Origin of the sequence: Mesorhizobium sp. B2-1-3 (assembly GCF_006442495.1) — a bacterium.
Lineage (GTDB): Bacteria > Pseudomonadota > Alphaproteobacteria > Rhizobiales > Rhizobiaceae > Mesorhizobium.
Genome location: NZ_VFWL01000013.1, coordinates 157,877 through 170,734 on the forward strand (window position 1 = coordinate 157,877; position 12,858 = coordinate 170,734).

The window sequence follows — 12,858 nt, forward strand, 5'->3', positions numbered from 1 at the left end:
CTTACTGCCTTACTGCCCTACTCCCCTACCTTCCTCAGCATGTACGTATCCATGATCCAGCCTTTTTCCCTGCGAGCTTGCTCGCGGCGCTTTTCGATTTCGGCGCCGACGTCGCCTAGGCGGCCGGAGACGATGATTTCGTCCGGCGTGCCGAGATAAGCGCCCCATTGGATGAAAAGATCCTGGTCGGCGAGCGTGTTGAAGGCGCATTTGCCGTCAAGCATGACGACGGCGCTGCCGGCATTCTGCGGCATGCCTTCTTCCGTCAACCGGCGGCCGGTGGTGATCAGGATGGAATCGCCGATGCGATTCAGCGCTGTCGCGTGGCTGGCGGCGAGCGCCTGAATGGCGGTGATGCCGGGAATAACCTCCAGTTCGAAGGCGACGTTGCCCCTGAGGCGTACGCGCTCCAGGATGCGCAGCGCGCTGTCGTAGAGCGAGGGGTCGCCCCAGATCAGGAAGGCGCCGCAACCATCCGCGGCGATCTCTTCGCGGATCAGGTCTTCATAGATGGCGGCGATTGCCTCGTGCCAGTCATCGACCGTCGAGCGATAGGAAGGCGCCGGTTCGGCCCGCACGGGCACGTCGAATTCCACGCGGCGTGAATTCGGGTTGGTGACGAAGCGGTCGCAGATGTGACGGCGCAGTTCGGCAAGATCGTTCTTCTTCGCACCCTTGTCGGGGATGAACAGCACGTCGGCCCGATTGAGGCCGTCTATGGCCTGCACGGTCATATGGTCGGGATTGCCGGCGCCGATGCCGATGACGAGAAGCTTGCGCATGAAGCGAACTCCTGCCCGATCGCAACCCTTTAGTCCAGACTGGCGTGGCGCGGATGCGGAAGGGCTTTGAAACGCCACGTTGAAACCGCTAGGGTCGTCGCGACATTCTCGCCGAGGGGCTTTCATGTTGCGATATGTTCTGACGGCGGTGCTGGCCTTGTCGGCCGCACCCGCGTTCGCCAATGATTCCGTTGCCGAACTCGGCACCGGCGGCCTGGTGCTGTCGCGCAGCGATGCCGTGGCGATGCAGAGCGAGGACCTCTTCATCTCGCCGGAAAAGGTGACCGTGGATTACGTGTTCCACAACAACACCGATAAGGACGTCGACGCGATCGTCGCCTTCCCAATGCCCGACATCTCCGGCGATCCCGAGGAGATGCCGGCGATCCCCGAAAACCAGAGCGACAATTTCCTTGGCTTCGAGGTGACGATCGACGGCGTGGCGGCAAAGCCTGAGCTCGAGCAGAAGGCGTTCGCGCTCGGCATCGACATCGGTGCCGACCTGAAGGCGCAGAACGTGCCTTTCAACCCATTCGGCGAAGCGGCAAAGGCGGCGCTCGCGAAGCTGCCGCAAACGGTGGCGGACGACTGGGTCACCCGCGGCATCATCATCGAGGACACTGTCGATGACAGCCCTGGCGCGAAACCCAACTATGCACCGTTCTGGCAATTGCGCTCGACCTATTGGTGGCGCTCGACCTTTCCGGCCAACAAGGACGTCCACGTTTCCCACCGCTACAAACCGAGCGTCGGCGGCACCTCGTCGGTCAGCTTCTTCTACGACGGCAAGTTCCAGGGACAGTACGCCGCCTACAAGTCCCGCTACTGCATGGACGACACGTTCGAGAACGCAGTGCGCAAGGCTGCCAAGAACGATCCCGACGGCTATCCAAAATATTACGAGAGCCGCATCGCCTACATCCTGACCACCGGCGGCAACTGGGCGGCCGGCAGCATCGGCAAGTTTAAGCTGACCGTCGACAAGGGCAATCCCAAAGCCCTGGTCTCGTTCTGCGGCGACAATGTCAGGAAGGTCGGGCCGACGAGTTTCGAGATGACGGCTGAGGACTTCTATCCAGAGCGCGACATCGACATCCTTATCCTCGATCCATCCGACAATGGGAACGGCAACTGATGCACGTGGCAATCTATGTCGCCATCGCCGAGAACGGCGTTATCGGGCGGGACGGGGGACTGCCCTGGCGGCTTTCCACCGATCTCAAGCGCTTCAAGGCAGACACGATGGGCAAGCCTATCATCATGGGCCGCAGGACCTATGAAGGCATCGGCCGGCCGCTGCCGGGCAGGCTGAACATCGTTGTTACCCGTGACAAGACCTGGCGCGCCGACGGCGTCGAGGTGGCGCATACGCTTGAGAACGCGATCCAGCTGGCTGATGTGCGGGGGCGCTGCATGAGCGGGGTGGACGAGGTCTGCGTGATCGGCGGCGGCGAAATCTATGCGCAGGCGCTACCGCTCGCTGACCGGCTGCATGTCACCCATGTGCTGGCCGCTGTCGACGGCGACGCGCATTTCCCGCCGATCGATCCGAAACGCTGGCGCGAAGTCAGTTCGCAGGAGATCCCGGTCGGCGAAAAGGACAGCCACGCGACGCGCTATACGGTTTACGAGCGACGCCGCGAGAGCCATTGAAAGAAAAAAGGCGTTTAAAGACGACAAAGGGTCGCGACCGGCCCAAAACCGATGATGCCGGCAGAGCATCGCGTTGAAAGCATGCCGTGGCGTCCCTATAGAAGAACAAGACTGGATTTGCGCCGAAATTCCGGCGCTTGAGGGAATTCCAAGCGAAAGGACATTCATGCCCTGGAACGACAAAGGTGGCGGTGGCGGCGGCCCATGGGGCGGCGGCGGCAACAATCAGGGACCCTGGGGGCAGGGACCGAAGGGGCCAAGCGGACCGCAAGGCTCGCCTCCCGACCTCGAGGACATCATCCGCCGTGGCCAGGACAGGCTGCGGCGTGCGTTGCCCGGCGGTGGCGGCGCCAGTCCGGCCATATTCGGGCTGATCGGTGCGGCGCTGGTCGTGCTATGGGCGTTCCAGGCAGTCTACACCGTGCAGCCCGATGAGGTCGCGGTCGAGCTGCGCTTCGGCAAGCCGAAGGCCGAGCTGTCGCAGCCCGGCCTGCATTTCCACTGGTGGCCGCTCGAAACCGTCGAAACGGCCAAGATTTCCGAGCAGCTCGTCGACATTGGCGGTGGCGCGTCCAGCGGCAACACGTCGGGGCTGATGCTTTCGGGCGACCAGAACATCGTCAACGTGCAGTTCTCGGTCGCCTATCAGGTCTCCGATCCCCGCGCCTATCTGTTCGACGTCTCCGACCCGGACGGCATGCTGAGGCAGGTCGCCGAGAGCGCGATGCGCGAGGCCGTCGGCCGCAGGCCGGCGCAGGACATCTTCCGTGACGACCGCCAGGGCATAGCGGCTTCGGTGCGTGAGATCATCCAGACCACGCTCGACGGCTACAAGGCCGGGCTTCAGGTCAACGCCATCTCGATCGAGGACGCGGCGCCGCCGCGTGAGGTCGCCGACGCCTTCGACGAGGTGCAGCGCGCCGAGCAGGACGAGGATAAGTTCGTCGAGCAGGCCAACCAGTACTCCAACCAGAAGCTCGGCCAGGCACGCGGCGAGGCCGCACAGGTCCGCGAAGACGCGGCCGCCTACAAGAACCGGGTGGTGCAGGAGGCCGAAGGTGAGGCCCAGCGCTTCATCTCCGTCTATGACGAATATGCCAAGGCGCCCGACGTGACGCGCAAGCGGCTTTACCTGGAAACGATGGAGAAGGTGCTGAAGGACTCCGGCAAGGTGATCGTCGAGCAAGGCAACGGGCAGGGGGTCGTCCCCTATCTGCCGCTGCCGGCATTGCAGCAGAAAGCGCCGGCTCCGGCCCCGCTTGGCGCGACGACGGGAGGTAACCAGTGATGGCCAACCGTCTCCCCGTCATCGTCGTCATCGCGGCGGTCATCCTGTTCCTGCTCTATTCGTCAGTCTTCGTGGTCAATGCGCGCCAGCAGGCGCTGGTGCTGAGGTTCGGCGAGATCGTCGACGTCAAGACCGAGCCCGGCATCTACTTCAAGGCGCCGTTCTCGTTCTTCGACGCCGACACCGTGCAGTTGATCGAGAATCGGGTGCTGCGCTTCGACCTCGACAACATCCGCGTCCAGGTCTCGGGCGGCAAGTTCTATGAGGTCGATGCCTTCATCGCCTACCGCATCTCGGATCCGCGTGTCTTCCGTGCCGCCGTATCCGGCCAGATCGAGCTCGCCGAAGCGCGGCTGAGGACGCGTCTCGACGCTGCCTTGCGCCGCGTCTACGGTCTGCGCGACTTCGAGGCCGCCCTTTCGGAGGAGCGCGCTGTGATGATGCGCGAAGTGCGCGATCAGCTACGGCCCGACGCCACCTCGCTCGGCCTGCAGATCGAGGATGTCCGCATCCGCCGCACCGACCTCACCGCCGAAGTCTCGCAGCAGACCTTCGATCGCATGAAGGCGGAACGTCTGGCTGAGGCCGAAAGGCTGAGGGCGCGCGGCAACGAGGCGGCGCAGCGCATCAAGGCCCGCGCCGACCGTGAGGTGGTCGAGATCATCGCGGAAGCGCAGAAGGAGTCCGAAATCCTGCGCGGCGAGGGCGAGGCGCAGCGCAGCGCCACCTTTGCCGAGGCTTATCAGCGCGATCCGGCGTTCTTCGATTTCTACCGGTCGATGAACGCCTATGGCACGGCGCTGGACAACACCGGCACGACAATGGTGCTGTCGCCGAATTCGGAGTTCTTCCGTTTCTTCCGCGACCCTGACGGAAAGGAGGCGCCGGCAAGGCCGGCGGCTCCGCAACCGGCACCTCCTGCCGCACCGGCGACCGCACCCGCAACTTCGCCCGGCACCGGCCAGTAGCGGCCGGTGCAGGATTTCTTCGCGGCAATAGGCCTGGTCCTCGTCATTGAGGGCTTGGTCTATGGCGGCTTTCCCGGTTTCGCCAGGAAACTGGCGGCTGAGGTGCTGTCGTTGCCGGAGAACGCATTGCGGATCGCCGGGCTGGTGGCGATTGCCGCCGGCGTCGGTATCGTCTGGCTGATCCGCGGCGGCTAGGGGGTGTGCAAAAACGCGGGATTTACACTCTGCCAATAGCCATAGCCGCAAACGTGCCCTATTTCTTGCCATCATGGCGCGACACGGCGTTTCCGTCGAAGCGCTTTTCTCTTTCAGAAGTGCCGGGAGGCTTCTCGATGACATCCAACACCCTTTTGCGCGCGGCTCGACGCACGTTCGTCGCTGGCGCGGCAGCGCTTCTTCTGGGCACCGTGGCCGTTCCGGCCTTCGTGACGCCGACAATGGCCGCCGACGGGCCTGCTTCGGTGGCCGACCTGGCGCAAGGCCTGCTCGGCGCGGTGGTCAACATCTCGACGTCGCAGACGGTGAAGGGCACGGAAGGTCCGGGCGCGGTGCCGATGCCGCAGCTTCCCGAAGGCTCGCCGTTCCAGGATTTCTTCGACGATTTCTTCAAGAACCGTGGCGGCGACAAGGACAATGGCTCGCAGAAAGTGCAGTCGCTCGGCTCCGGTTTCGTCATCGACGCCGAGCAGGGCATCGTCGTCACCAACAACCATGTCATCGCCGATGCCGACGATATCGAGGTCAATTTCTCCGATGGAGTCACGCTGAAGGCGACGCTGGTCGGCACCGACACCAAGACCGATGTCGCGGTGCTCAAGGTCGATCCGAAGGGCCACAAGCTGACGGCGGTGAAGTTCGGCGATTCCACCAAGATGCGCGTCGGCGACTGGGTGATGGCGATCGGCAATCCGTTCGGCCTCGGCGGCACGGTCACGGTCGGCATCGTCTCGGCGCGTAACCGCGACATCAATTCAGGCCCCTATGACGACTTCATCCAGACCGATGCCGCGATCAACCGCGGCAATTCGGGCGGGCCGCTGTTCAACAGCGCCGGCGAGGTCATCGGCATCAACACGGCGATCATTTCGCCGTCCGGCGGCTCGATCGGCATCGGCTTCTCCATCCCCTCGCAGCTCGCATCGGGCGTTGTCGAGCAACTGCGCCAATATGGCGAAACGCGGCGCGGCTGGCTTGGCGTGCGCATCCAGCCGGTGACCGACGACATTGCCGAGAGCCTCGGCATGGCGACCGCCAAGGGTGCGCTGGTCGCCGGCGTCATCAAGGGTGGACCGGTCGACAACGGCACCATCCAGGCCGGCGACGTGATCATCAAGTTCGACGGTAAGGACATCCACGAAATGCGCGACCTGCCGCGTGTGGTCGCGGAGAGCCCGGTCGGCAAGGCGGTCGACGTGCTGATCGTGCGCAAGGGTGTCGAGCAAACGGTGAAGGTAACACTTGGCCGGCTCGAGGACAGCGAGAAGCTCGCCAGCGGCGAAAACGGCAACACCGACCAGGACAAAGGCGACAAGGCGCCGGCGGTTTCGACGGCCTCGGTGCTCGGCATGACCGTCGGCGAATTGAACGACGATACGCGCAAGAAGTTCAGCATCGCCGCCGATGTTTCGGGCGTCGTCATCACCGATGTCGCCAAGGATTCGGCCGCGGCTGAACGCGGCATCCAGCCGGGCGAGGTGATCACCGAAATTGCACAGGAATCGGTTGCCACGCCCAAGGATGTGATGGACCGGATCGGCGCGCTGAAGGAGCAGGGACGCAAGAACGCACTGTTGATGCTGGCGTCCAAGACCGGTGAGCTGAGGTTTGTGACGATCCGGATGGACTGAGGATCGCTAACGATGGTCATATTGTAACATCCCATGGGATGTACTATTTTGACTTGTGAGGCGGATCGTACTGGACACAAACGTTTTGACGGCAGGCTTGCGAAGCAGGAATGGCGCGTCTTTCGCCATCCTGCAGCTGATTGCGGATCGGCAAATTCGCCCATTAGTGACGACAGCGCTGTTTCTTGAATATGAAACCGTGCTGGCCAGACCCGAGCAGGTGGCGGCTCACGGGTTGTCCGCGCCGGATCTGGGCCGTTTGCTGGCCGGCTTTGCATTGCTGGCTGAGCCGGTCGAGCTGCACTTTCTCTGGCGGCCGCAATTGAACGATCCGAAGGATGAGATGGTGCTTGAAGCAGCGATCAACGGCCGGGCCAATGCGTTGGTGACTCACAATCGCCGGGACTTCCTAGCTGCGGCAGGCCGTTTTGATGTACTGCTTGTGAGCCCGGCCGAGTTCTTGGAAGGACTTCGTACATGAGCAAAGCGACTTATCCGCTGAAACTGCCACAGTCGGTTAAGGAAGCAGCCGCGCGCCTCGCGAAGGCCGATGGCGTGTCGCTCAATCAATGGATTGCGTCGGCTGTGGCGCAAAAGGTCGGGGCAATGGAAGCGGCAGCTGACTTCCTGCGTCGTCGTGCCGGCGACGCGTCACCGGGCGATTTCGCGAAAATGCTGGGGCGGGTCGCAGACAGATCGCCACAGTCCGGCGACGAATTTCCACCTGACAGGCATTGATCAGCGACGATTCTTCCGCCAATCCGCGCTCGTCAGCCTGTAGAACACATGCCTTTTCAGCTCCGGGTGGCTGTCGGGAATGCCGGGGTGGTCGAAGTTGGCCGAGGGATCGGCGGTCATGCCGAGGCGCTTCATGACGGCAGTGGAGCGGCGGTTGTTCTCGACCGCGAAGGAGACGATCTCGCCAAGGCCGAGTTTTTCGAAGCCGTAGGCCAGCCATGCCTCGGCAGCTTCCGTGACATAACCCTTGCCCCAGAATTCGGGCGCCAGCCGCCAGCCGACCTCAACGGTGCCGGCGGGAAGGAACGGCAGATGGTCGGTCCCGGTGATACCGACAAAGCCGATGCATTGACCTGATGCAGCGACCTCGGCGGCGGCAAAGCCATAGCCGTCCCGATCGATGATGGCGCGCAGTTCGTCCATCTTGGCGTCTGCTGCGGCACGGTCGCGACGGAAGGGGAAGAACTCCATCACGCGTTCGTCGGAATTGATGCGATGGAACAACTCGCGGTCACAATCCTCCCAGTTGCGCAGGATCAGGCGCTCGGTGCGCATTGGTTTCATTGGACGAACTCTTCCTGCCTGTAGCCTTGCAGATAGAGCAATGCGGTCAGGTCGCCATGGTCGATGCGAACCTTTGCCTGCGCGGCCACCATCGGTTTGGCATGCAGCGCAACACCGGTGCCGGCAAGGCGGATCATGTCGAGATCGTTGGCCCCGTCGCCGACAGCAATGGCATCGGCCGGGGTGAGGCCGAGACGCGCAGTGATCTCGATCAGCGCCTCGGCCTTGGCGGCGCGGCCTAGGATCGGCTCGCCGACCAACCCGGCAAACAGGCCATCCTGTTCGAGCAGGCGGTTGGCGCGATTTTCATGGAAGCCGAGCATGGCGGCGATGCGTGAGGTGAAGACCTCGAAGCCGCCCGAGACTAGTGCGGTCCAGGCGCCGTTGGCCCGCATCGTCCGCACCAGCGCGCGGCCGCCGGAGGCCAATGTCAACCGGTTGGCAACGATCAGATCGACCACGGCCGCATCGAGCCCCTTGAGCAACGCCACGCGCTCGCGCAGGGCGGGCTCGAAGGCGACCTCGCCATTCATCGATCGTGCGGTGATCGCCGCGACGTGCTCCTTGACGCCGATCTCGTCGGCCAACTCGTCGATGCATTCCTGGTCGATCATGGTCGAATCCATGTCGGCGATGAGGATCTTCTTGCGGCGCGTTGCCGACTGCTGGACGATCACGTCGATCGGCTCGGCGGCCAGCGCCGCGCGCAGATTGGCGGTCGCCTCGTCGGCTTGTGCATTCGCCGGCAGTGCGAGATCGCAGGCAATGTCTCCGGCCATCCAGCGAACAGTGCTTGCGCCCACCGACCGTGAGGCCATATTCGCAAGCGATGGTGACAAGGCACGATCGGCGGGATGGGAAACAAGCGTGGCGATAAGCGGCATCGATAATTCCGGTGCGGATGCGGGCGAAGGCCGCGTGAAGAATGCGATCCTGATAGCCGGGCCGACCGCCAGCGGCAAGTCGGCGCTGGCGCTCGACCTGGCCGAACGTATAGGCGGCGTGATCGTCAACACCGATTCCATGCAAGCCTATTCGGTTCTCGACGTGTTGACTGCCCGGCCGGAGGCGGCGGACCTCGCTCGGGCACCGCATTATCTCTATGGGCATGTCCATCCCGGCACCGCCTACTCGACCGGGGCGTGGCTGCGCGACGTGACGAGGCTGATCGAAGACGGCGCGCTCTCGCGGCGACCGATCTTCGTCGGCGGCACCGGCCTTTACTTTCGCGCCTTGGCCGAGGGCATTTCGGAAATGCCCGACATTCCGCGGCAGGTACGCGACCGTTGGCGCTACGAGTTGAAGGAGCAAGGCGCCGTCAAACTACATGGCATCCTGCTGCGCGAGGATTCCAGGGCTGCCATGCAGTTGAAGCCCACGGACAGCCAGCGCATCGTGCGGGCGCTCGAAGTGCTCGACGCATCCGGCCGCTCGATCCTGGACTGGCAGGCCGCGCGGGGCCGGCCGCTCATCGACAGACAGACGGCCCGCTTCTTTGTCATCGAGCCGGACCGGGCCGCGCTGGTCGGACGCATCGAAAGGCGTTTCGACCAGATGCTGGCCAAGGGCGCACTGGACGAAGTCAGGCAACTCGCATCGCTTCGTCTCGATCCGCAATTGCCGGCGATGAAGGCGATCGGCGTTCGCGAACTGCAAGCGGCGATGGCCGGACAATCGGGTTTTCCCGAGGCGATTGAGCGCGCCAAGATCGCAACCAGGCAATATGCCAAGCGGCAGACGACCTGGTTTCGGCACCAGCTAGGACCGGAATGGCAAAGATTGCATCCTGGTGACGATATCGAAACCACGATCCAAACGCTTGTTGCTAATGCAACCTAGAAAGCCTTTCCTTCACGGAAAGGTTCTCGTTGTGGTTGTCCAAATTAACCCTCCGTAAGGCCCGCCATGCCATAAGGTCGATGGGCATTTTTCCATCGGGGAGCAGATGCGTTTCCACAAGGCGGAATCGGCGTTTTTCGTCTTTATCTTCGTGATCCTGGCCGCCGGCCTGGTGACGCTGCATGCCTATGGACTGCTGCAATCCTTTGCCACCGAACTGCACACGGCCTCCGGCCTGGACAAGGTCATCTACCTCAACAAGCTGCTTTTCGCGACGGGCGTGCTGCTCGCGACCGCGCTGTTCTTCGGCATCTTCTTCATCTACCCGCTGATCCGCAGGCAGGCGACGGAGGAAGGCAAGCTGCGGGCCATGACCGTGTCACTGAGCGCCCGCTCCGAGACGTTCGAACATGCGGCGCTGACAGATAGCCTGACCGGCATGCAGAACCGGCGCTATTTCGACGACGCGCTGAAGGAATATCTCGAGGAGTTCAAGCGCATCGAGAAACCCGTCGGGCTGATGATCCTCGACCTTGATCATTTCAAGCAGGTCAACGATACACATGGCCACGACGTTGGCGACGAGGTACTCAAGGCCGTCGCCAGCTGTCTCAAGGACATGACGCGCTACCATGACGTGGTGGCGCGATTGGGTGGCGAGGAATTCGCCGTGGTCACGCCCAACATGGAGGCGGAATTGTTGTCGAAATTCGCCGAGCGTATCCGCAAGGCGATCGCCAACATGTCGGTTCTTTCGGGCAATGTCCGGCTCAAGATCACCACCAGCGTCGGCCTTGCCGTCTGGGACCGCAAGGAGACGGCGGAAGAATTCTATCGCCGCGCCGACCGCCAGCTCTACGAGGCCAAGAGGCAAGGCCGCAACCGCGTCTGCGCCTGAAATCCCGAAGAAGAATTCACGAGGCCGGTTGCCTGACGCGGCTTTTTCGACTTCCGGTGCTCACGGACTGAATGTCCGCTCCGCTCCGGCTTCTCGAAACCACGCCATTCAATCCGGCCTGATGAATTCCCTTTCGGGATTTGACCAAGCTGGTTCGATGATGTGAAGCCTTTGGAAGCTTGTGTGCGGCTTCCCGGCCGGTCGTCAGAGAGCTTGCAGGCTCAATCGTTCTGGGGGCGCATGCCGAAGGTGGCGGGCTTTAGGCCGTAGCGCATGTCGAAATCATCGTCCGATTGCACGCGTGCGGCCGGCGGCTTGCGGTAGTCGGGATCGCCGGCCTGGCGGCCAGAATCGACCACTTCGGCAAAGGCCATCGCCTGCTGTTGCGGCTTTGGAACGTTGCGAAGCCGTTCCACGATCGTCACCAAATCGACATCGTCTCCGGTTTTCGACGACATGGCTTGTTCGCGCTTTGCCGTGCCGGGGATCAGTTCAGCCGGCAGTCTCTCGAACTTCAGCCGCATCGTCGTCGCCACGCCTTCGCCGAAGGCGATCGCTTCGCGCTGGCCCATGGACGACAGGAAAGCGAGCGTGGAGGCGGACGAGTCGGCGATGGCCGAGCGGATGATCGCCTGGTCCTGCTCATTGGCGAGCCGCATGGCGAAAAAGGTCGAGCACTGCGACAGGATGGTCGGGTCGAGTTCGCCCGGGCGCTGGGTGACGACGCCGAGATAGCAGCCGTATTTGCGGCCTTCCTTGGCAATGCGCGACAGCGCGTGCCTTGTCGGCGCGAAGCCGAGGCGCGCATCGGCCGGCATGTAGCGATGCGCTTCTTCGCACAGCAATAGGAGCTGCAGCTTGCCCTCGCTCCACAGCGCAAGGTCGAACGCCAGGCGCGCCAGCACCGAACAGACGGAATTGACCACTTCGGACGGCATGCCGGCCATTTCGAAACAGGTCACAGGGCGGCCGTTATGCGGCACGCGGAAGATGTTGCCGATCGTCTCGTGGATGGTGTCCTCGATCAGGCGCGAGTTGAACATGAAACGGTAGCGCGGATCGGCTGCCGCCGATTCGATGCGCGTCTTCAGCGATTTGAGCGTCGGGCGCTCGTTCTTGCTTTCGAGCATGCCCATGCGCTCGTCAATCTGCTTGAGCAGATCGGCAATGCGGTAGGGCACTGGCGTATCGGCGGTCAGCGCATCGCTGCCGCGCCTGAGATAGGCACCGGAATTGGGGTTGCGATAGAGGTTTTTGGCGAGCGGAATGAGGTCGCGCAGCGCATCGATCTCGTCGGGCACGGTCTCGCGGCCGCGAAATAGAACCTCGGCGAATTCCTCGAGCCGGAACATCCAGAACGGAAGGTCGAGCGTCTTGGAATCGACCTTGACGCAATATTCGGGCAGCGACGCGGCGAATTCATTGTGCGGATCGAGGATCAGGATGCGCAGATCCGGCCGCGCCGCGATCGATTTGCGCAGCAGCAGCGAGACGGCGGTGGACTTGCCGACGCCGGTGGTGCCGACAATGGCAAAGTGGCGCGCCAGCGTGTCGTCGATGGCGATGTTGGCGGCGATCGCCTCGTCCTGCGACAGCGAGCCGATGGTGATCGAATGACGCCCGGCCAGATCGTAGACGGCCTGCAGGTCACGGCTGCGGATGCGGTGCGCGATGGCGCCTATATGGGGATAGGTGGTGATGCCGCGGTCGAAGATCGGCTTGGAGCCGGGTTCGGCGCCGTCGCGCACTTCGCCGATCAGCTCGATGCTGACCTCGATGGCGTTCTGGCCCTCGCTGTTCCAGGCGCGATCCGACTTGCCGATCGCATAGACCAGGCCGACGGTGCGCGTGCTGCCGAGATTGACCGAGATCATCTTGCCGACCGTCCACAGGCCGGTCACCGCGCCGTCGACGTCGTCCGCAAAGGCGCTGATAGTGGCGCGCGCACCGTCGCATTGCACGACATTGCCCAGGATGCGCCTGTCGTTCTGTTCGGCGTTGCGGCGCTCCTGCGATGTCGGTTCTCCGACCGAGGCTTCGCGTTCGACATACATGGACAGGCCAATCCCCATTTTCCCTCACGTCGAGCCTACAGGAACTGGGTTAAGGTCGAGTGTGGCCGGATGGTGTAGGGAGGATTAAGAAGCCGGCGAAAATTGTCGCGACAAGGCTCTTTTCCAGTTATTAGTTTTCGCTATAATAGACGAATGGATGATATAGCGAACGACATCTCCTCGACAATCGGCAGGCGGATACACGCCGAGAGGACGATACGGGACTG

General features: G+C 62.9%; 14 protein-coding genes. 10 read left to right on the forward strand and 4 right to left on the reverse strand.

Translation table 11 applies throughout. The features are described 5' to 3' along the window. Positions 1–17: 17 nt before the first annotated feature. Positions 18–782, reverse strand: a complete 765-nt coding sequence (gene cobF / locus FJ973_RS21280) for a precorrin-6A synthase (deacetylating) (protein ID WP_140557578.1) — start codon at positions 780–782, stop codon at positions 18–20. A gap of 124 nt (positions 783–906) precedes the next feature. Here cobF and FJ973_RS21285 point away from each other — a divergent pair, with 124 nt between their 5' ends. The 8 genes from FJ973_RS21285 (at position 907) to FJ973_RS21320 (ending at position 7,276) form a co-directional block, all read left to right on the forward strand. Continuing rightward, complete coding sequence (locus FJ973_RS21285; protein WP_140557580.1) at positions 907–1,917, forward strand: DUF4424 domain-containing protein; 1,011 nt, start codon at positions 907–909, stop codon at positions 1,915–1,917. Next, positions 1,917–2,435, forward strand: a complete 519-nt coding sequence (locus FJ973_RS21290) for a dihydrofolate reductase (RefSeq protein ID WP_140495334.1) — start codon at positions 1,917–1,919, stop codon at positions 2,433–2,435. The genes FJ973_RS21285 and FJ973_RS21290 overlap by 1 nt, the downstream gene beginning before the upstream one ends. Before the next feature lie 166 nt (positions 2,436–2,601). Beyond that, positions 2,602–3,723, forward strand: coding sequence for an FtsH protease activity modulator HflK (hflK, locus tag FJ973_RS21295; protein ID WP_140495337.1), 1,122 nt, complete (start codon positions 2,602–2,604; stop codon positions 3,721–3,723). After that, on the forward strand, positions 3,723–4,691 hold the full coding sequence (locus FJ973_RS21300; RefSeq protein WP_140521174.1) for a protease modulator HflC: 969 nt from the start codon (positions 3,723–3,725) through the stop codon (positions 4,689–4,691). The genes hflK and FJ973_RS21300 overlap by 1 nt, the downstream gene beginning before the upstream one ends. Before the next feature lie 6 nt (positions 4,692–4,697). Further along, positions 4,698–4,886, forward strand: a complete 189-nt coding sequence (locus FJ973_RS21305) for a DUF2065 domain-containing protein (protein ID WP_140521173.1) — start codon at positions 4,698–4,700, stop codon at positions 4,884–4,886. Between the two features lie 137 nt (positions 4,887–5,023). Continuing rightward, positions 5,024–6,538 carry a DegQ family serine endoprotease gene (locus FJ973_RS21310; RefSeq protein ID WP_140495341.1) on the forward strand — a complete coding sequence of 505 codons (1,515 nt, stop codon included), beginning with the start codon at positions 5,024–5,026 and terminating at the stop codon, positions 6,536–6,538. Between the two features lie 55 nt (positions 6,539–6,593). Continuing rightward, positions 6,594–7,019 (forward strand): putative toxin-antitoxin system toxin component, PIN family, encoded by a 426-nt coding sequence (locus tag FJ973_RS21315; protein WP_140557581.1) that lies wholly within the window; start codon positions 6,594–6,596, stop codon positions 7,017–7,019. After that, positions 7,016–7,276 (forward strand): toxin-antitoxin system HicB family antitoxin, encoded by a 261-nt coding sequence (locus FJ973_RS21320; RefSeq protein WP_140495345.1) that lies wholly within the window; start codon positions 7,016–7,018, stop codon positions 7,274–7,276. Before FJ973_RS21315 ends, FJ973_RS21320 begins: the two co-directional genes overlap by 4 nt. Here FJ973_RS21320 and FJ973_RS21325 read toward each other — a convergent pair whose 3' ends face one another. Next, entirely contained in the window at positions 7,277–7,840 is a 564-nt protein-coding gene (locus tag FJ973_RS21325) for a GNAT family N-acetyltransferase (protein WP_140557583.1), read from the reverse strand. Then, complete coding sequence (gene serB, locus FJ973_RS21330; protein ID WP_140557584.1) at positions 7,837–8,724, reverse strand: phosphoserine phosphatase SerB; 888 nt, start codon at positions 8,722–8,724, stop codon at positions 7,837–7,839. The genes FJ973_RS21325 and serB overlap by 4 nt, the downstream gene beginning before the upstream one ends. Here serB and miaA point away from each other — a divergent pair. Both miaA and FJ973_RS21340 read left to right on the forward strand, forming a co-directional pair. Next, the gene (gene miaA / locus FJ973_RS21335) at positions 8,714–9,679 is read left to right on the forward strand and encodes a tRNA (adenosine(37)-N6)-dimethylallyltransferase MiaA (protein WP_140516708.1); all 966 of its coding nucleotides are present in this window, start codon (positions 8,714–8,716) and stop codon (positions 9,677–9,679) included. The two genes, serB and miaA, sit on opposite strands and share 11 nt — an antisense overlap. A gap of 106 nt (positions 9,680–9,785) precedes the next feature. Then, entirely contained in the window at positions 9,786–10,577 is a 792-nt protein-coding gene (locus tag FJ973_RS21340) for a GGDEF domain-containing protein (protein ID WP_140495351.1), read from the forward strand. Positions 10,578–10,798: 221 nt separating this feature from the next. Here FJ973_RS21340 and FJ973_RS21345 read toward each other — a convergent pair whose 3' ends face one another. Continuing rightward, a complete protein-coding gene (locus tag FJ973_RS21345) occupies positions 10,799–12,631 on the reverse strand; it encodes an ATP-binding protein (RefSeq protein ID WP_140516706.1) in 1,833 nt (610 codons plus the stop codon). Positions 12,632–12,858 lie beyond the last annotated feature (227 nt).